Genomic DNA, 18,845 nt, shown 5'->3' with positions numbered 1-18,845 from the left:
GTGCTCGAAACGATTTACAGCAGGATGGTGCGGATATCGGCCAGCAGCTGCGACAGACGCTGAGTGAAGCGAGCGGCGGCAGCGCCGTTGATCACGCGGTGGTCGTAGGACAGCGACAGCGGCAGCATTAGCTTGGGCTGGAAGGCCTTGCCATCCCAGACCGGCTGAATGGTGGCCTTGCTGACACCGAGGATCGCCACTTCCGGCGCGTTGACGATCGGCGTGAAGCCGGTACCGCCAATGTGACCGAGGCTGGAGATGGTGAAGCAGGCGCCCTGCATGTCGTCAGCCGAGAGCTTCTTGGAGCGCGCTTTTTCCGCCAGGGCAGCGGCCTCAGCCGCAAGCTGCAGCAGGCTCTTCTGATCGACGTTCTTGATCACCGGCACCAGCAGGCCGTCCGGCGTATCGACGGCGAAGCCGATATGCACGTACTTCTTGCGGATGATCGCTTTGCCGCTCGGGGCCAGCGAACTGTTGAAGTCCGGCAGCTCCTTGAGCAGGTGGGCGCAGGCCTTGAGCAGCAGCGGCAGCACGGTCAGCTTGACGCCGGCTTTCTCGGCCACGGCCTTCTGCGCGACGCGGAAGGCTTCCAGGTCGGTGATGTCGGCCGAGTCGAACTGGGTTACGTGCGGCACGTTGAGCCAGCTGCGGTGCAGGTTGGCAGCGCCGACCTGCATCAGGCGGGTCATCGCCACTTCTTCGATTTCACCGAACTTGCTGAAGTCCACGGTCGGGATCGGCGGGATACCGGCACCGCCGGTGGCGGCTGCGGCAGTCGCCTGCGGTGCGGCCTTGGCCTTCTGCATCATCGCCTTGACGTGAACCTGCACGTCTTCCTTGAGGATGCGACCTTTCGGACCGGTGCCGGCGATGTCCGCCAGTTCCACGCCGAAATCGCGAGCCAGCTGACGCACGGCCGGGCCGGCATGCACCTTGGCGCCATCGCGCTTGGGCGCGTTGGCGACTTCGGCGGCAGCAGCCGACAGCGAGGCGATGGCGCGCACTTCGGCGGCCACTTCCGGTGCCGCACCTTCCGGCACGCGATGCACTTGCTGGCTGGTTTGCGCCGGCGCGGCGGCCGGGGCTGCGCCCGCTACCTTGAGCTTGAGGATCAGGTCGCCAGTGCCGATTTCATCGTCCAGCTTGACCTGCACCGACTCCACCACGCCGGCAGCCGGTGAGGGGATTTCCATGGAGGCCTTGTCGGACTCCAGGGTGATCAGTGACTGGTCGGCTTCGATGCTGTCACCGGCCTTGACCATGACTTCGATGACCTTGACCTTGCCGTCGGTACCGATGTCCGGCACGTTGACGTCCTGCACGCTGCTACCGCTAGACGCGGCGGCCGGTGCCGGGGCAGCCGCGGGAGCAGCTTCGGCCTTCGCTGCGGCCGCTTGAGCCGGAGCGGCCGCTGGTGCGGCCCCTTCGACTTTCAGCTTGAGGATCAGGTCGCCGGTGCCGATTTCATCGTCCAGCTTGACCTGTACCGACTCCACCACGCCGGCAGCCGGCGCGGGGATTTCCATGGAGGCCTTGTCGGACTCCAGGGTGATCAGCGACTGGTCGGCTTCGATGCGGTCGCCGGCCTTGACCATGACTTCGATGACCTTGACCTTGCCGTCGGTGCCGATATCCGGCACGTGCACGTCCTGCACGCTGCTGCTGGCAGCGGGCGCGGCTGCCGGAGCGGCCGCTTTCGGCGCTTCGGCTGGCGCTGCTTCGGCTTTCGGCGCAGGCGCCGCGTCTGCGGCTCCTTCGACTTCCAGCACCAGCAACTCGTCGCCTTCCTTCAGGCGGTCACCGATCTTGACCTTCAGTTCCTTGACCACGCCGGCCTTGGGCGAGGGCACTTCCATGGAGGCCTTGTCGGACTCCAGGGTCAGTACGCTCTGGTCGGCTTCGATACGGTCGCCGACCTTCACCAGCAGTTCAATGACCTCGCCTTCACCGCCGAGGTCGGGTACGCGAATCAACTCACTCATCGCTACGCTCCTTAGCAGTCCAGGGGGTTGGCTTTGTCGGCGTCGATGCCGAACTTGGCGATGGCGTCAGCCAGCACCTTGGCTTCGATCTCGCCACGGTCGACCAGGGCTTCCAGAGCGGCCAGCACGACCCAGTTGCGATCCACTTCGAAGAAGTGACGCAGTTGCTTGCGGCTGTCGCTGCGGCCGAAGCCGTCGGTGCCCAGGGCCTTGTATTCCTTGCTCGGAACCCACTGACGAACCTGTTCGGCGAACAGCTTCATGTAGTCGGTGGAGGCGATGACCGGACCCTTGCGACCGTTCAGACACTGCTCGATGTAGGTCTTCTTGGGCTTCTGGCCCGGGTGCAGGCGGTTGCTGCGCTCCACGGCCAGGCCGTCGCGACGCAGTTCGTTGAAGCTGGTGACGCTCCATACATCGGCGCCGATGTTGAACTCGTCGCGCAGGATCTTCGCCGCCTCGACGACTTCACGCAGGATGGTGCCGGAACCCAGCAGTTGCACGTGGTGCGCGGCTTCCTTCTTGTCTTCCTCGAGCAGGTACATGCCCTTGATGATGCCGTCTTCCACGCCCTGCGGCATGGCGGGCTGCTGGTACGACTCGTTCATCACGGTGATGTAGTAGAAGATGTCCTGCTGCTCTTCGGTCATCTGGCGAATGCCTTCGCGGATGATCACGGCGAGCTCGTAGCCGTAGGTCGGGTCGTAGGTGCGGCAGTTGGGGATGGTCGCTGCCAGCATGTGGCTGTGACCGTCTTCGTGCTGCAGACCTTCACCGTTCAAGGTGGTACGACCGGCGGTACCGCCAATCAGGAAGCCACGGGTGCGGCTGTCGCCAGCGGCCCAGGCCAGGTCACCGATACGCTGGAAGCCGAACATCGAGTAGAAGATGTAGAACGGCAGCATCGGCTGGTTGTGGCAGGAATACGAAGTGCCCGCCGCGATGAAGGAGCTCATGGCGCCGGCTTCGTTGATGCCTTCCTCGAGGATCTGACCTTTCTTGTCCTCTTTGTAGAACATCACCTGGTCTTTATCGACCGGCTCGTACAGCTGGCCGACCGAGGAGTAGATGCCGAGCTGACGGAACATGCCTTCCATACCGAAGGTACGGGCTTCGTCCGGGATGATCGGGACGATGCGCTGGCCGAGTTCCTTGTCCTTGACCAGTTGCGCGAGGATGCGCACGAAAGCCATGGTGGTGGAAATTTCGCGGTCGCCCGAGCCATCGAGGATAGCCTTGAGGGTGTCCAGCGGCGGCGTCGGGATGCTGAAGCTCTGCTGGCGACGCTGCGGGACGAAACCGCCCAGCGCGTTGCGGCGCTCGTGCAGGTACTTGTACTCGGGGCTGCCCGGCTCCGGACGCACGAACGGCAGGTTTTCCAGGTCTTCGTCCTTGACCGGGATGTCGAAGCGGTCGCGGAACTGACGCAAGCTGTCGACATCGACCTTCTTGGTGTTGTGCGCGGTGTTCTTCGCTTCACCGGCGCCGGTACCGTAGCCCTTGATGGTCTTGGCCAGGATCACGGTCGGCTGGCCGCTGTGGTTCACGGCCTGATGGTAGGCCGCGTAGACCTTGTACGGGTCGTGGCCACCACGGTTGAGCTTCCAGATCTCGTCGTCGGAGAGGTCCTTGACCATCTCCTGCAGCTCGGGGCTGTTGAAGAAGTGCTGGCGTACGTAGGCGCCGTCTTTGGCCTTGTAGTTCTGGTATTCACCGTCGACCACTTCGTCCATGCGGCGCTGCAGGGCACCGTCCTTGTCCTTGGCGAACAGCGGATCCCAGAAGCGACCCCAGACCACCTTGTTGACGTTCCACTGGGCACCGCGGAACACGCCTTCGAGTTCCTGGATGATCTTGCCGTTACCGCGGACCGGGCCGTCGAGGCGCTGCAGGTTGCAGTTGATGACGAAGATCAGGTTGTCCAGCTTCTCGCGGCCGGCCAGGGAGATGGCGCCGAGGGATTCCGGCTCGTCGCACTCGCCGTCGCCCATGAAGCACCAGACCTTCTGCTTGCCGGCCGGGATGAAGCCGCGTGCTTCCAGGTACTTCATGAAGCGCGCTTGGTAGATCGCCTGGATCGGGCCCAGACCCATGGAAACGGTGGGGAACTGCCAGAAGTCCGGCATCAGCCAGGGGTGCGGGTAAGACGACAGACCTTTGCCATCCACTTCGCGGCGGAAGTTCTTCATCTGGTCTTCAGCGATGCGACCTTCCATGAAGGCGCGGGCGTAGACCCCAGGGCTGGCGTGGCCCTGATAGAACACCAGGTCGCCGCCGTGTTCGTCGGTCGGGGCCTGGAAGAAGTAGTTGAAGCCGATGTCGTACAGCGTCGCGGAAGAGGCGAAGCTGGAGATGTGGCCGCCCAGGTCCGGGTCGTCCAGGTTGGTGCGCATCACCATGGCCAGGGCGTTCCAGCGCACCAGCGAGCGGATGCGGCGTTCCATGAACAGGTCGCCGGGCATGCGAGCTTCATGGGTAACCGGGATGCTGTTGCGGTAAGGCGTGGTGATCGCGTAGGGCAGTTGCGCACCGCTACGGGTGGCCAGCTCGCCCAGACGGGTCATCAGGTAATGGGCACGGTCTTCACCCTCACGGTCGAGGACGGATTCAAGGGCGTCCAGCCATTCCTGGGTTTCGATCGGATCGAGGTCTTGCATGGCTTGCTCCAGGGCGGAAAGGCTTCCAGAATCGGAGGCCAGTTGGGTCTCACCGGCTTTTTGGGCGGGCGAGTTGAAATTCTTGGATTTACCGGGGGTAGGACCGGCCGTATGTAGTTTTACTACATTTCGACGGCGGATTCAGCCCTCTGGATACAATTCTTTCGTAGTAAAACTACAATCCGCGGCACCGCCGGCCGCGCGTGCCCCGCTGGAGCGGGGCTGCGGGCGATTGCACCGTGCGTCCGGCAGTCCGCCAAAAGGATAGACCATGAGCCTGCCGTTGCTGGTCGAGTTGCCCCCCTCCCTCGTATCCCTGGCCGAGCGCGCCGAAACGTCGTTGCAAAGCGCCTTGGCCGAGCATGAGACGCTGGCTCAGCGTGTCGCTGCCTGGCCCCGCGAGCGGCACGATGCATGGCGGCAGGTCTCGGCCCTGAGCGACTTCGTCGCCGAGCAGGCTCAGCGCGATCCGCAGATGTTCGTCGCGCTGGCGGAGTCCGGTGAGCTGGAGCGCAGCCTGGCGCCTGGCGAGTTGCGTCAGCAGTTGGAGGCTCAGTTGGCCGAATGCGCTGATGAGGACGCGCTGGGGCGTAGTCTGCGGCGTTTTCGCAATCGTCAGCAGCTGCGCATCATCTGGCGCGACTTCAGCCGCCAGGCGGCGCTCGGTGAAACCTGTCGCGACCTGTCCGATCTTGCCGATGCCTGTATCGACCTGGCCTATCACTGGCTGTATCCGCGGCACTGCACGCAGTTCGGTACGCCGGTGGGCCGGCGCAGCGGTCAGCCGCAGCATATGGTCATCCTCGGTATGGGCAAGCTCGGCGCGCATGAGCTGAATCTGTCCTCGGACATCGACCTGATCTTCGGTTACCCGGAGGGCGGCGAGACCGAAGGGGTGAAGCGCCCGCTGGACAATCAGGAGTTCTTCATTCGCCTGGGGCAGAGGCTGATCAAGGCGCTGGATGCGATCACTGTCGACGGCTTCGTGTTCCGCACCGACATGCGCCTGCGGCCCTATGGTTCCAGCGGTGCGCTGGTGTTCAGCTTCAATGCGCTGGAGCAGTACTACCAGGATCAGGGCCGCGACTGGGAGCGCTACGCGATGATCAAGGCGCGTGTGGTTGGTGGCGACCAGGCAGCAGGTGCCGAGTTGCTGGAGATGCTGCGACCTTTCGTCTATCGCCGCTATCTGGATTTTTCCGCCATCGAGGCGTTGCGCGCGATGAAACTGCTGATCCAGCAGGAAGTGCGGCGCAAGGGCATGAGCGAAAACATCAAGCTGGGTGCCGGCGGTATTCGTGAGATCGAGTTCATCGCCCAGGCCTTCCAGCTGATTCACGGCGGGCGTGATCTCAGTCTGCAGCAGCGGCCGTTGCTCAAGGTGCTGGGTACGCTGGAGGGGCAGGGCTACCTGCCGCCAGCAGTGGTCACCGAAATGAAGGAAGGCTACGAGTTCCTGCGCTACACCGAGCACGCCTTGCAGGGCATTGGTGATCGGCAGACGCAGATGCTGCCGGCCGATGCGCAAGATCAGGCGCGCGTGGCGGCAATCATGGGTTTTGCTGACTGGGCGAGTTTTCATGAGCGCCTCATGCACTGGCGCGGGCGCATCGAATGGCATTTCCAGCAGGTGATCGCCGATCCTGATGAGGATGAGTCGGATGCTGGCGAGGCCAGTGTCGGCGCCGAGTGGCTGCCTTTGTGGCAGGGGGCGCTGGATGAAGAGGCGGCTGCGCAGCAACTGCTGGAAAGCGGTTTCGTCGATGCTGTCGCCGCTTGTCGGCGCCTGGCCGATCTGCGTAACGGTCCGCAGGTCCGCGCCATGCAGCGTCTGGGGCGCGAGCGACTGGATGCCTTTATTCCGCGTCTGTTGGTGCAGGCGGTGGAGCATGATGCCCCGGACCTGGTGCTGGAGCGGGTGCTGCCTCTGGTGGAAAAGGTGGCCCGGCGCTCGGCCTACCTGGTGCTGTTGACCGAGAACCCCGGTGCGCTGGAGCGGTTGATCAGCCTCTGCGCAGCCAGCCCGTGGATTGCCGAGCAGATCGCTCGTTACCCGCTGTTGCTCGACGAGTTGCTCAACGAAGGACGCCTGTATTCGCCGCCGCTGGCGCCGGAGCTGGCGGCCGAGCTGCGTGAGCGGCTGATCCGCATCCCCGAGGACGACCTGGAGCAGCAGATGGAGGCGCTGCGCCACTTCAAGCTGGCGCACAGCCTGCGCGTGGCAGCCTCGGAGATCGCCGGTACGCTGCCGTTGATGAAAGTGTCGGACTACCTGACCTGGCTGGCCGAGGCGATTCTCGATCAGGTGCTGGCCCTGGCCTGGCAGCACACGGTGCAGCGTCATGGTCGGCCGTATCGTGCCGACGGTACGCCCTGTGATCCGGACTTCATCATTGTCGGCTACGGCAAGGTCGGCGGTCTGGAGTTTGGCCATGGCTCGGACCTGGATCTGGTGTTCATCCACGACGGCGACCCGCAGGCTGAGACCGATGGTGCCAAATCCATCGATGGTGCGCAGTTCTTCACCCGCCTGGGGCAGCGCATCATTCATCTGCTGACCACCCAGACCACCTCCGGCGCGCTCTATGAGGTGGACATGCGCCTGCGACCTTCTGGCGCAGCCGGGCTGCTGGTCAGTTCGCTGGGCGCTTTTCAGCGCTATCAGGAAACCGAGGCCTGGACCTGGGAGCACCAGGCGCTGGTGCGGGCGCGGGTGCTGGTGGGATGTTCGCGTCTGGCCGGCGAATTCGCTCGCGTACGGGCCGAGGTGCTGGGGCGTCAGCGTGATGTCGAGGCGCTGCGGGTCGAGGTCAGCGAGATGCGCGCGAAGATGCGCGACAACCTTGGCAACAAAAATACCGCGGCCGGGACGGCGCCGAATGCCTTCGAGGCCACGTCCTCCTTCGATCTGAAGCAGGATGCCGGTGGTATCGTCGATATCGAATTTATGGTGCAATACGCGGCTCTGGCCTGGTCGTGGCAACACCCGCAGCTACTCGAGTTCACCGATAACATCCGCATTCTGGAGGGTCTGGAGCGGGTCGGATTGATGGGCGCCGAGGATGCCGCATTGCTGCGCGAGGTCTACAAGATCTATCGCTCGGCTGCTCATCGCCAGGCGCTGCAGAAGCAGCCCGGTGTGGTGCCGGGCGATCAGTTCCAGGATGAGCGTCGCGCCGTGATGCGCCTGTGGCGTCAGCTGGGGCTGAGTTGAATGGCAGGGGCTGCGGCCCCACCTAATTGTTCGAACCGTGAAGCGAATTTGAGGAGCAGGCAAGATGTCGATGTCCGACCGTGATGGCGTGATCTGGTACGACGGCAAACTGGTGCCGTGGCGCGAAGCCAACACCCATGTGCTGACCCATACCCTGCACTACGGCATGGGCGTGTTCGAGGGCGTACGTGCCTACAACACCCCGGACGGCACCGCGATCTTCCGCCTGCAGGCGCACACCGACCGTCTTTTCGATTCCGCGCACATCTTCAACATGCAGATCCCTTTCACCAAGGAAGAGATCAACGAAGCCCAGCGCGCTGCGGTGCGTGAGAACGGCCTGGAAAGCGCGTACCTGCGCCCGATGGTGTTCTTCGGCAGCGAGGGCATGGGCCTGCGCGCCGCTGGCCTGAAGGTGCACGTGATCGTTGCCGCCTGGCACTGGGGCGCCTACATGGGCGAAGAAGCGCTGGAGGCCGGCATCAAGGTGCGCACCAGCTCCTACACGCGCCACCACGTCAACATCGCCATGACTCGTGCCAAGGCCAACGGCAACTACATCAACTCGATGCTGGCCCTGCAGGAAGCCATCTCCGGTGGCGCCGACGAAGCCATGCTGCTGGATCCGGAAGGCTACGTAGCCGAGGGTTCGGGCGAGAACATCTTCCTGGTCAAGGACGGTGTGGTGTACACCCCGGAAGTGACCTCCTGCCTCAACGGCATCACTCGCAGCACCATCCTCACCCTGGCCGACGAGCACGGCATCAAGGTGGTGGAGAAGCGCATCACGCGCGACGAGGTGTATATCGCCGACGAGGCCTTCTTCACCGGCACCGCTGCCGAAGTTACGCCGATCCGCGAAGTCGACGGGCGCAAGATCGGTGCCGGCCGCCGTGGTCCGGTCACCGAGAAGCTGCAGAAGGCCTACTTCGACCTCGTTACCGGCAAGACCAGCGGCCACGCCGAATGGCGTACGCTGGTCAAATAAGCGATTCCTCGAAGGCCCGACGGGGAGGCTTCAGGAGTCTGTCGGCAATCTTGCGAGCTAGAGTCAGGCTAGGCGCGACAGGGGGAGGGCGTGAGTTTACTGCGGTAAATGAACGCCCAAGGCCCTTTTGCAACGACGCATGACCGACGCGCAGCTGATTGCAGGTGGGCTCTGAGCCTCCCCGGTTGTTTTTGGAAAAGGCATGAAAATACTGATCATCGGCCCTAGCTGGGTGGGCGACATGGTGATGGCGCAGACGCTGTTCCAGTGCCTGAAGCAGCGCCACCCCGCGTGCGAGATCGACGTGCTGGCACCGGACTGGAGCCGGCCGATCCTCGAGCGCATGCCCGAAGTGCGCGCCGCGCTGAGCCTGCCGCTGGGGCATGGCGTGCTCGATCTGGCCGGCCGTCGGCGTATCGGCAAGTCGCTGGCCGGTCAGTACGATCAGGCGATCCTGCTGCCCAACTCGCTCAAATCCGCGCTGGTGCCCTGGTTCGCCGGTATTCCCAAGCGCACTGGCTGGAAGGGCGAGATGCGCTATGGCCTGCTCAACGATATCCGCACGCTGGATAAAGACCGCTATCCGCTGATGATCGAGCGTTTCATGGCGTTGGCCTATGAGCCCGATACGCTGCTGACCCAGCCTTACCCGCAGCCGCGTCTGCAGATCGATGAGTCCAGTCGCGACGCCGCGCTGGCCAAGTTCGGCCTGCAACTGGACCGGCCGGTGCTGGCGCTGTGTCCGGGCGCCGAGTTCGGCGAGGCCAAGCGCTGGCCCGCCGAGCACTACGCCAAGGTGGCCGAGGCCAAGATTCGTGAAGGCTGGCAGGTCTGGTTGTTCGGATCGAAGAACGACCATGCCGGTGGCGAAGATATTCGCCTGCGTCTGATTCCGGGCCTGCGCGAGGAAGTCAGCAATCTTTCCGGGCAGACCAGCCTGGCCGAGGCCATCGACCTGATGTCGGCGGCCACTGCCGTGGTGTCCAACGACTCCGGGCTGATGCACGTCGCTGCCGCCCTGAACCGTCCGCTGGTGGCGGTCTATGGCTCCACCTCGCCGCAGTTCACCCCGCCTTTGGCCGATCGTGTCGAGATCGTCCGCCTGGGGCTGGAGTGCAGCCCATGCTTCGAGCGTACCTGCCGTTACGGTCACTACAACTGCCTGCGCGAGCTCAAACCGCGTCCGGTGATCGAGGCGCTGGATCGGCTGGTCGGCGAAGCCTTGACCCTGGTCGAGGGCGACTGATTTGCGGGTGCTGATCATCAAGACCTCGTCGCTCGGCGACGTGGTGCATACCCTGCCGGCATTGACCGATGCAGCCCGTGCGATTCCTGGCATCCGTTTCGACTGGGTGGTCGAGGAAGGTTTCGCCGAGATTCCGGCCTGGCACCCGGCGGTTTCCCAGGTGATTCCCGTGGCCATTCGTCGCTGGCGCAAGCATCCGCTGCGCACCTGGCGCAGTGGCGAGTGGGCGCGCTTCAAGCAGCGACTGCGCGAGACCCGCTACGACCTGGTGATCGACGCTCAGGGTCTGCTCAAAAGTGCCTGGCTGACGCGTTATGTGCAGGCGCCGGTGGCCGGGCTGGATCGCGACTCGGCGCGCGAACCGCTGGCCAGCCGCTTCTATGCTCGGCGTTATGCGGTCGCCAAGGATCAGCATGCCCTGGAGCGCGTGCGCCAGCTGTTCGCCAAGGCGCTGGGCTATCCGCTGCCGTCTGGCACCGCCGATTACGGGCTGAACCGCGCGGCGATGATGGATACTGCGGCGCCGCCCTACCTGGTGTTTCTGCACGGTACCACCTGGGCCAGCAAGCACTGGCCGGAAGCTGATTGGCGTGCCCTGGCCGAGCGCATGGACGAGCTGGGCTGGGCCGTGCGCCTGCCCTGGGGCAACGAGGCGGAAAAGGCGCGTGCCGAGCGTATCGCTGCCGGCCTGAGGCATGCCGCCGTGTTGCCGAAGCTGAACCTGGCCGGCGTGGCCAAGGTGATTGCCGGCGCCAGCGCCTGCGTTTCCGTCGATACCGGGCTCGGCCATCTGGCCGCAGCGCTGGACGTTCCCAATATTTCCCTTTACGGCCCGACCCTGCCCGGCAAGGTGGGCGCCTATGGCCGTAGCCAGATTCACCTGTGCGCCAGCGGTCCGGGGGCTGGCGGCGGGGATCGTGACAAGCCTTGCTTCGATGGCCTGGGCGCCGAGCGCGTCGGTCTGGAACTGGAGGCGCTGCTGCTCGCGCCTCCCGGCACCCTTTAAGGAGCGGCTATGCAACTGGCCTTCGTTCTCTACAAATACTTCCCGTTCGGCGGGCTACAGCGCGATTTCATGCGCATTGCCCTGGAGTGTCAGGCGCGTGGTCATGCCATTCGCGTCTACACGCCGATCTGGGAAGGTGACAACCCCGGCGGCTTCGACGTGCGCGTGGCGCCGGTGCGCGCGCTGTTCAATCATCGCCGCAACGAGAAGTTCACGGCCTGGTTGCAGGCGGATCTGGCGCGCGATCCAGTCGACCGGGTGATAGGTTTCAACAAGATGCCCGGCCTCGACGTCTACTACGCCGCCGACGGCTGCTTCGAGGACAAGGCGCAGACCCTGCGTAACCCGATCTACCGGCGCTGGGGTCGCTACAAGCACTTCGCCGACTACGAGCGCGCAGTGTTTGCGCCGGAGTCGAAGACCGAGATCCTGATGATCTCCGAAGTGCAGCAGCCGCTGTTCATCAAGCACTACAAGACGCCGCTGCAGCGCTTCCATCTGCTGCCGCCCGGTATCGCCCAGGATCGTCGTGCGCCGGCCAATGCCGCAGAAATTCGCGCCGAGTTCCGCCGTGAATTCAAGCTGGCCGACGACGACCTGCTGTTGGTGCAGATCGGCTCCGGTTTCAAGACCAAGGGCCTGGATCGCAGCCTCAAGGCGCTGGCCGCGTTGCCGCGTGAGCTGCGCAAACGCACCCGCCTGATCGCCATTGGTCAGGACGACCCCAAGCCATTCCTGCTGCAGATCAAGGCGCTGGGGCTGTCCGATCAGGTGCAGATCCTCAAGGGTCGCAGCGACATCCCGCGCTTTTTGCTCGGCGCCGACCTGCTGATCCACCCGGCCTACAACGAGAACACCGGCACCGTGCTGCTGGAGGCGCTGGTGTCCGGGTTGCCGGTGCTGGTCACCGATGTCTGTGGTTATGCCCACTACATTGCCGATGCTGATTGCGGCCGCGTACTACCCAGCCCCTTCGAACAGGAACGGCTCAACCGTACCTTGACCGATATGCTCGCCGATCCGGAGCGCCGCGCGTTCTGGGAGCGCAACGCGCTGGCGTATGCCGACAGTGCCGATCTGTATTCGATGCCGAAGAAGGCTGCCGACGTGATCCTGGCGGAGAAGCACGTGTGAAGCTGATGCTCGCTGAACCCTTCAAGACCCTGTGGGCAGGGCGCGACGCCTTCGATGCTGTGGAGGTGTTGCAGGGCCAGGTCTACCGTGAGCTGGAAGGTCGCCGCACCTTGCGTACCGAGGTCGATGGCCGTGGCTATTTCGTCAAGATTCATCGCGGCATCGGCTGGGGGGAGATCGTCAAGAACCTGCTCACGGCCAAGGCGCCCGTACTGGGCGCGGCGCAGGAGTGGCAGGCGATCCAGCGTTTGACCGAGGCAGGTGTGCCGACCATGACCGCAGTTGCCTATGGCGAGCGCGGCAGCAATCCGGCGCGGCAGCACTCGTTCATCGTCACCGAGGAGCTGGCGCCGACCGTCGACCTGGAGCAGCTCAGCCTCAACTGGGCGCAACAGCCACCCAAGCCGGCGCTCAAGTGGGCGCTGATCGAGCGAGTGGCGCAGATGACCGGGACCATGCACCGCGCGGGGGTCAATCACCGCGACTGTTATATCTGCCACTTCCTGCTGCACACCGACAGGCCGATCCAGGCCAGCGACCTGCTCCTGTCGGTGATCGACCTGCACCGTGCCCAGGTGCGCGACGCCGTGCCCCGCCGCTGGCGTGACAAGGATCTGGCCGCACTGTATTTCTCGGCGTTGGATATCGGCCTGACCCGCCGCGACAAGCTGCGCTTTCTGCGTACCTATTTTCAGCGGCCCCTGCGCCAGGTACTGCGCGAGGAGGCGAGCCTGCTCGCCTGGTTGGAGCGCAAGGCAGTGAAACTGTATGAACGTAAGCAGCGTTACGGAGATGCGCTCTGATGGCGAGCTGGATCCTTGCCCCTGAGTACCATGCCCTGACCGAGGACTTCGGCTCTCTGGAGGCTGTTTTCGCGATCAAGGGCGAGCGGCTGACCAAGGACCCATTGTCGGAGGTCATTCGTATCGAGCGTGATGGCGTGCATTACTACGTCAAACGCTACTGGGGAGCGGGTAAAGGTCTGCGCCGCTATCTGGGGCGCCCGCGGGTCAAGGCCGAATGGCAGAACCTCAAGTTGTTCGCCAAGTGGGGCATCCCGACGGCGCCGATCGTTGCGCATGGTCTCCAGCGCAAGGCGGGGGCTTTCGTGCGTGGAGCGCTGGTGACACGCGAGCTGGAAAATACGCTCGATCTTGCTGCGATCGCCAACCGTGATGACCCGCGCCTGGCTGATCGGTCGTGGGTTCTGCGCGTCAGTCAGCAACTGGCCAGGGGCACGCGGACGATGCATGAGCACCACTTCACCCACAACGACCTGAAGTGGCGCAACCTGCTGGTCAATGAAAAGGCCGAGTTGTTCTTCATCGACTGCCCCACCGGCAGTTTCTGGTGGGGGCCGCTATTGCGTTATCGGATCATCAAGGATCTGGCCTGTCTCGACAAAGTGGCCAAGCGCGTGCTGTCGAGAACGCAGCGTCTGCGTTTCTATCTGCAATATCGCGAGTGCAACCGGCTCAGTGGCGCGGATAAACAACGCGTCCTGCAAATCCTGAAGTTCTTCGAGGGCCGGGAATGAGCGACTTCATCGCGGAGCAGGATCGCGCCCTGCTCGAGCGTCACGGGTTGGCCAGTTTCGATGCCCTGTGGGCGTTGAAACTGGAAGCCGTGGACGAGCCCAACACCGAACGTGGCGGCTGGAGCAGCGTATATCGCCTGGAACTGGACGAGCGTGCCTTCTACCTGAAGCGGCAAAGCAATCACCTGACGCGCAGTCTGCTGCATCCCTTCGGTGAGCCGACCTTCGCGCGCGAGTTTCGCAATATCCGCCGTTACACCGAACTGGGCATTCCGGCGCTGCAGGCGGCCTATTTCGCCGAGCGTCGTTTGCCGGGCGAGCGCCGTGCCGTCTTGCTGACTCGCGCACTGGACGGCTGGCAGGATCTGGAACAATGGTTGACCCGATGGTCTGCACTCGACGGTGCCAGGCGTGCGTCCATCCTTCATGCCTGTGGCCGTCTTGCGCGCTGTTTGCATCAGGCGGGGCAGATGCATGGTTGTTTCTATCCCAAGCATATCTTCCTGCGCGAGCTGGAGGGCGTGTTCGAGGCGCAACTGATCGATCTGGAGAAAACCCGTCCTTTGCTGTTGGGGCAGCGTGATCGAGTCAAGGATATCGAGCCCCTGTTGCGCCGTGCCAGAGTCTGGAACGAGGCTGAGGTGCGTGAGCTGCTGGGGGCCTATCTGGGCGATGAGGGCGCTGTCGATGCCTGGTGGCGGCAGCTCGCTGCTCGGCAGCGCTACAAGGAGGCGCGTTGATGCAACTGGTTGAGTTGAGCCAGGCTGGCCGCACACCTGATTTGCCGTTGACACTGCAGGTGGCGGGCGAGCCGCTGGTACTGGAGCGCCTGCTACGTGTGCTGCCAGGGCAGCGCTATGTCGGCGTTGCGCGTTGGCAGGGGCGTCCGGTGCTGGCCAAGTTGCTGGTTGGCGACAAGGCGCAGCGGCACTTTCTGCGCGAGCGTGAAGGCGCCGAGTATCTGGCTGGCCAGGGGCTCGTCACGCCCAGGCTGCTGGCTCAGGATTTCATCGACGGGCAGGGCGGCTGGTTGCTGTTCGAATATCTGGAGAGCGCACAGAGCCTCTGGGATGCCTGGCGTGAAGCAGCTCGCGAGCAGCTGTTGAGCGACGCCCAGCAGAGCGTGCTGGCCGAAGCGCTGACGGCAATCGGGCAGATGCATGCTCAGGGCCTGTGGCAGGCCGATCTGCATCTGGACAACCTGTTGCGCCATGAGGGCCGCCTGTACCTGATCGACGGCGGTGGCGTGCGCTGCGAAACAGCAGGGCAACCCCTGTCACGGGCACGAGTGCTGGAAAACCTCGGGGTTTTCTTCGCTCAGCTGCCGGCCGAGCTGGACCCCTACCTGGAAGAGCTGCTAATCCACTACCTGCTGGCTAACGGCGAGCACGCGCTGCCGCTGGAGATGCTGCAGGCCGAAATAGCCAAGGTGCGCCGTTGGCGCCTGCGCGATTATCTGAAGAAAGCGGCGCGTGATTGCAGTCTGTTCGCCGCACGCATCGGCGCCTTTGGCCTGTGTGTGGTGCGCCGCCAGGCCGAGCCCGCCCTGCAGCCGCTGCTGGCTGATCTGGATGCTCGGACCGACGCCGGACATATCTACAAGACCGGTGGCGCCGCTACCGTCGCGTGCGTGGAGCTCGACGGCCGGCCGCTGGTGGTCAAACGCTATAACGTGAAAAACCTGCTGCACTGGCTCAAGCGCGTCTGGCGCCCCAGTCGTGCCTGGCATAGCTGGCGCGAGGGCAATCGCCTGCAACTGCTGGGCATCGCCACGCCAACGCCGCTGGCAGTGATCGAGCGGCGCTGGTGCTGGCTGCGCGGTCGTGCCTACCTGATTACCGACTATTGTGGCGGGCAGGATATAATCGCGCGTTTTGAGGCATACAAGCAGGCAACGCCCCCGGAAAGCGACCTGTTGGCACTTGATCGATTGTTCGCTGCCCTGCAGCGCGAACGCATCAGTCACGGTGATTTCAAGGGGCACAACCTGTTCTGGGATGACGCCCAGGGCGCCTGGTCGCTGATCGACCTGGATGCCATGCGCCAGCATCGCAGTACGCGCAGTTTCGCCCGGGCCTATGCTCGCGACCGCGCCCGTTTTCTGCGCAACTGGCCGGCGGACTCCGCCCTGCACCAGTTGCTCGACCAACGTTTACCGCAGGTGCCCGGCACCTGCCCGAATTAGAGGCTCAAACCTGTGGCACTGACCATTCTCGGCCTGTCCGGCGCCCTCAGTCACGATCCGTCCGCCGCGCTGTACATCGACGGCAAACTGATCGCGGCCGTGGAAGAGGAGCGCTTCGTGCGCGACAAGCACGCGAAGAACCGCATGCCCTACGAGTCGGCCAAGTTCTGCCTGGAACAGGCCGGCATCAAGCCGTCGGATGTCGACGTGGTGGCCATTCCCTTCGCCCCCATCAGCATCTTCGAGAAGGCCCGCTGGCAGTACGCCAAGCGTTACGCCTACGCGCCGGATCGCGCTCTGGACGCCATCCTGTTCGGCAACCGTCGCTACCACCGCTACAAGAAGCGTATCGAGTGGTGCCTGGTGCAACTCGGCTTCGACCTGAAGAAGGTCAAGATCGAGCCGGTCGAGCACCACCTGGCGCACGCCTCCAGCGCCTACCACTGCTCGGGCTTCAAGGAAAAGACCGCGATCCTCGGTATCGACGGCAAGGGTGAGTACGCCACCACCTTCTTTGGCTACGGCGAGAACGGCAAGATCCACAAGATCAAGGAGTTCTTCGACCCGGATTCGCTCGGTGGCCTGTATGGCGCGATCACCGAATACCTGGGCTTCGAGATGCTCGACGGTGAGTTCAAGGTCATGGGCATGGCGCCCTACGGTGACGCCGCCAAGTACGATTTCTCGCGCCTGGCCAAGTTCGAGAATGGTGAGCTGATCATCAACACCGAGTACGCCAACGTCATCGGTTTCCGCCGCTACAAGGAAAACGGCAAGGGCTACTACTTCTCGCCCAAGCTGATCGAATGGCTCGGGCCCAAGCGTGAAGGCGACATCGCCGATGACCCCTACATCCATTACGCAGCCAGCATGCAGGCGCTGTTCGAGAAGCTGGCGCTGCAGATGATGGAGTACTACCTCGGCGACATCCTCAAGGAAACCGGCAAGATCGCCTTCGCCGGGGGCTGCGCGCTGAACGTCAAGCTCAACCAGAAGATCATCGCCCGCGACGATGTGAAGGAACTGTTCGTGCAGCCGGCTTCCGGCGACGCCGGCACCGCCGTTGGTGCCGCGGCTTACGTGTCGCACCAGCGCGGCGTGCCGGTGGAGAAGATGGAGCACGTCTATCTCGGCCCGTCCTACTCCAACGAAGACGTCATCGCCGCATGCGCCAGGCACCCGAACCAGCCGGTGTTCAAGCGCATCGAGAATACCCCTGAGCGTATCGCCCGGATCATGGCCGACGGCAACCCGGTTGCCTGGTTCCAGGGGCGCATGGAGTTTGGCCCGCGTGCTTTGGGGGGGCGCTCCATCATCGGCTGCCCGAGCGTGCCGGGTGTCGCCGACCGTATCAACGAGCAGATCAAGTTCCGCGAGCGCTGGAGACCCTTCTGCCCGTCGATGCTCGATACCGTGGCGGCGAAGATGCTCAAGGTGGATCATCCGAGCCCGTTCATGACCTTCACCTTCGAGGTCAATGAGGAGTGGAAAGAGCGCGTCGGCGAGGTGGTGCACGAAGACGGCACCTCGCGCGCTCAGGTGCTGGAGCGCCGCTTCAATCCGCGTTGGTACGACCTGATGCTGGAGCTGGAGAAACTCACCGGCAACGGCGTATCGCTGAACACGTCGCTCAACCGCCGTGGCGAACCGATGATCTGCTCGCCGACCGACGCGCTGAACATGTTCTACGGTTCGGATCTGCAGTACCTGATCATGGAAGACGTGCTCGTGGTCAAGGATGGCAAGGATTGGTATGACGGCGTCTGAGCCGACTGCCAGCCAGGCGCAGCGCTGGGTTCTGCAGTTCTGTCACGGCTATGACGGCCCCTTTCTGGATTGCGCACGGCAGTACGCCGTGCTGTTCAAGGGCACGCCGTACAAGGTCTGCACTGTTTATCTGACCGGCGCTCCGTCAGCGGAGGTCGAGCGCGGCTCGGCTTCCGACGAGGTGATCTTCCTCGATTACTCCAGTGCACAGGTGCGTGGTCTGAAACTGGCGGCGATCCGCGATTTTCGCCGCATCGTCGCGTCGCGCGACTTTGCCCTGTGCATCGCTCACCGCTTCAAGCCGATCTACGTGGCGCTGCTCGGCAGCGATCTGCCGGTGATCGGCGTGCATCACGCTTTCGGCGACTACAAGCGCCGTTCCCGTCAGCTGTTCGCCAATTTCTTCCGCAAGCGCCTGGCATTGCTGGGCGTTTCCAACGCCGTACGTGACGACATGCGCGCCTGTCTGCCTGACTGGCCGGCCGAGCGTATCGAAACGCTGTACAACCGTATCGATGTCGAGGCGGTACAAGCCGAGCAGGTTTCTTGCGAGCAGGCTCGCGCGCATCTGGATTTGCCGCAGGATGCCTGGGTGGTTGGCAACGTCGGTCGCCTGCATCCGGACAAGGACCAGGCCACATTGATCCGCGGCTTCGCCCAGGCATTGCCGCAGCTGCGGGATGGCAGCTTGCTGGCGATCATGGGTACTGGTCGGCTGGAGTCTGCGCTCAGGGCACTGGCGTTGGAGCTGGGCGTCAGCGAGTCCGTGCGTTTTCTTGGTCAGGTGGCGAATGGACGGCGCTATTTCAAGGCCTTCGATGTCTTTGCGCTGACCTCCGATCATGAGCCATTCGGCATGGTATTGCTGGAGGCGATGGCCGCCGGAGTGCCAGTCATATGCAGCGATTGTGGCGGTGGTCGTGAGGTGGTGGATGGCGAAGGTTTGCTGGTCGCATTCGGTCAACCTGCTGCGTTGGCTGGGGCGCTCCGTGACTGTTCCCTGAGCCCGCTCGATCCCTCGTTACCTGCGCGTAGATTGAGTCTGTGCTTTAGTGATCAGGCGGCACGAGTGCGCTTCTGGGCGTTCGATTGGCTGTCCCAATAACTTGTCTTGTTCTGACTGTATTCC

General features: G+C 63.7%; 13 protein-coding genes. 11 read left to right on the top strand and 2 right to left on the bottom strand.

Going from position 1 to position 18,845, the window contains the following annotated elements; all coding sequences use genetic code 11:
* Positions 1-14: 14 nt before the first annotated feature.
* Positions 15-1,982, bottom strand: a complete 1,968-nt coding sequence (gene aceF / locus ACN8M7_RS03085; protein ID WP_490259733.1) for a dihydrolipoyllysine-residue acetyltransferase — start codon at positions 1,980-1,982, stop codon at positions 15-17.
* An 11-nt stretch (positions 1,983-1,993) separates the two neighbouring features.
* Complete coding sequence (gene aceE / locus ACN8M7_RS03080) at positions 1,994-4,639, bottom strand: pyruvate dehydrogenase (acetyl-transferring), homodimeric type (RefSeq protein WP_490259732.1); 2,646 nt, start codon at positions 4,637-4,639, stop codon at positions 1,994-1,996.
* Positions 4,640-4,910: 271 nt separating this feature from the next.
* Between aceE and glnE the strand changes: the two genes are divergently transcribed.
* The 11 genes from glnE (at position 4,911) to ACN8M7_RS03025 (ending at position 18,821) form a co-directional block, all read left to right on the top strand.
* Positions 4,911-7,853: a bifunctional [glutamate--ammonia ligase]-adenylyl-L-tyrosine phosphorylase/[glutamate--ammonia-ligase] adenylyltransferase gene (gene glnE / locus ACN8M7_RS03075; protein ID WP_490259731.1), complete on the top strand. Its 2,943-nt coding sequence runs from the start codon at positions 4,911-4,913 to the stop codon at positions 7,851-7,853.
* A 64-nt stretch (positions 7,854-7,917) separates the two neighbouring features.
* On the top strand, positions 7,918-8,841 hold the full coding sequence (locus ACN8M7_RS03070) for a branched-chain amino acid transaminase (RefSeq protein ID WP_490259730.1): 924 nt from the start codon (positions 7,918-7,920) through the stop codon (positions 8,839-8,841).
* 202 nt (positions 8,842-9,043) lie between these two features.
* Complete coding sequence (gene waaF, locus ACN8M7_RS03065) at positions 9,044-10,087, top strand: lipopolysaccharide heptosyltransferase II (RefSeq protein ID WP_490259729.1); 1,044 nt, start codon at positions 9,044-9,046, stop codon at positions 10,085-10,087.
* A gap of 1 nt (position 10,088) precedes the next feature.
* Entirely contained in the window at positions 10,089-11,093 is a 1,005-nt protein-coding gene (gene waaC, locus ACN8M7_RS03060; RefSeq protein ID WP_490259728.1) for a lipopolysaccharide heptosyltransferase I, read from the top strand.
* 9 nt (positions 11,094-11,102) lie between these two features.
* Positions 11,103-12,227 (top strand): glycosyltransferase family 4 protein, encoded by a 1,125-nt coding sequence (locus ACN8M7_RS03055; RefSeq protein WP_490259727.1) that lies wholly within the window; start codon positions 11,103-11,105, stop codon positions 12,225-12,227.
* The gene (rfaP, locus tag ACN8M7_RS03050) at positions 12,224-13,030 is read left to right on the top strand and encodes a lipopolysaccharide core heptose(I) kinase RfaP (RefSeq protein WP_490259726.1); all 807 of its coding nucleotides are present in this window, start codon (positions 12,224-12,226) and stop codon (positions 13,028-13,030) included. The genes ACN8M7_RS03055 and rfaP overlap by 4 nt, the downstream gene beginning before the upstream one ends.
* The gene (locus ACN8M7_RS03045) at positions 13,030-13,764 is read left to right on the top strand and encodes a lipopolysaccharide kinase InaA family protein (protein ID WP_061237396.1); all 735 of its coding nucleotides are present in this window, start codon (positions 13,030-13,032) and stop codon (positions 13,762-13,764) included. Before rfaP ends, ACN8M7_RS03045 begins: the two co-directional genes overlap by 1 nt.
* Positions 13,761-14,504: a lipopolysaccharide kinase InaA family protein gene (locus tag ACN8M7_RS03040; protein WP_061237397.1), complete on the top strand. Its 744-nt coding sequence runs from the start codon at positions 13,761-13,763 to the stop codon at positions 14,502-14,504. Before ACN8M7_RS03045 ends, ACN8M7_RS03040 begins: the two co-directional genes overlap by 4 nt.
* A complete protein-coding gene (locus tag ACN8M7_RS03035; protein ID WP_490259725.1) occupies positions 14,504-15,949 on the top strand; it encodes a lipopolysaccharide kinase InaA family protein in 1,446 nt (481 codons plus the stop codon). Before ACN8M7_RS03040 ends, ACN8M7_RS03035 begins: the two co-directional genes overlap by 1 nt.
* A gap of 12 nt (positions 15,950-15,961) precedes the next feature.
* Complete coding sequence (locus ACN8M7_RS03030; RefSeq protein ID WP_490259724.1) at positions 15,962-17,716, top strand: carbamoyltransferase family protein; 1,755 nt, start codon at positions 15,962-15,964, stop codon at positions 17,714-17,716.
* On the top strand, positions 17,703-18,821 hold the full coding sequence (locus ACN8M7_RS03025; RefSeq protein WP_490259723.1) for a glycosyltransferase: 1,119 nt from the start codon (positions 17,703-17,705) through the stop codon (positions 18,819-18,821). Before ACN8M7_RS03030 ends, ACN8M7_RS03025 begins: the two co-directional genes overlap by 14 nt.
* Positions 18,822-18,845 lie beyond the last annotated feature (24 nt).

Origin of the sequence: Pseudomonas spartinae, assembly GCF_965197125.1 — a bacterium.
Lineage (GTDB): Bacteria > Pseudomonadota > Gammaproteobacteria > Pseudomonadales > Pseudomonadaceae > Aquipseudomonas > Aquipseudomonas composti_A.
This window is presented reverse-complemented; position numbering and strand designations above follow the sequence as displayed.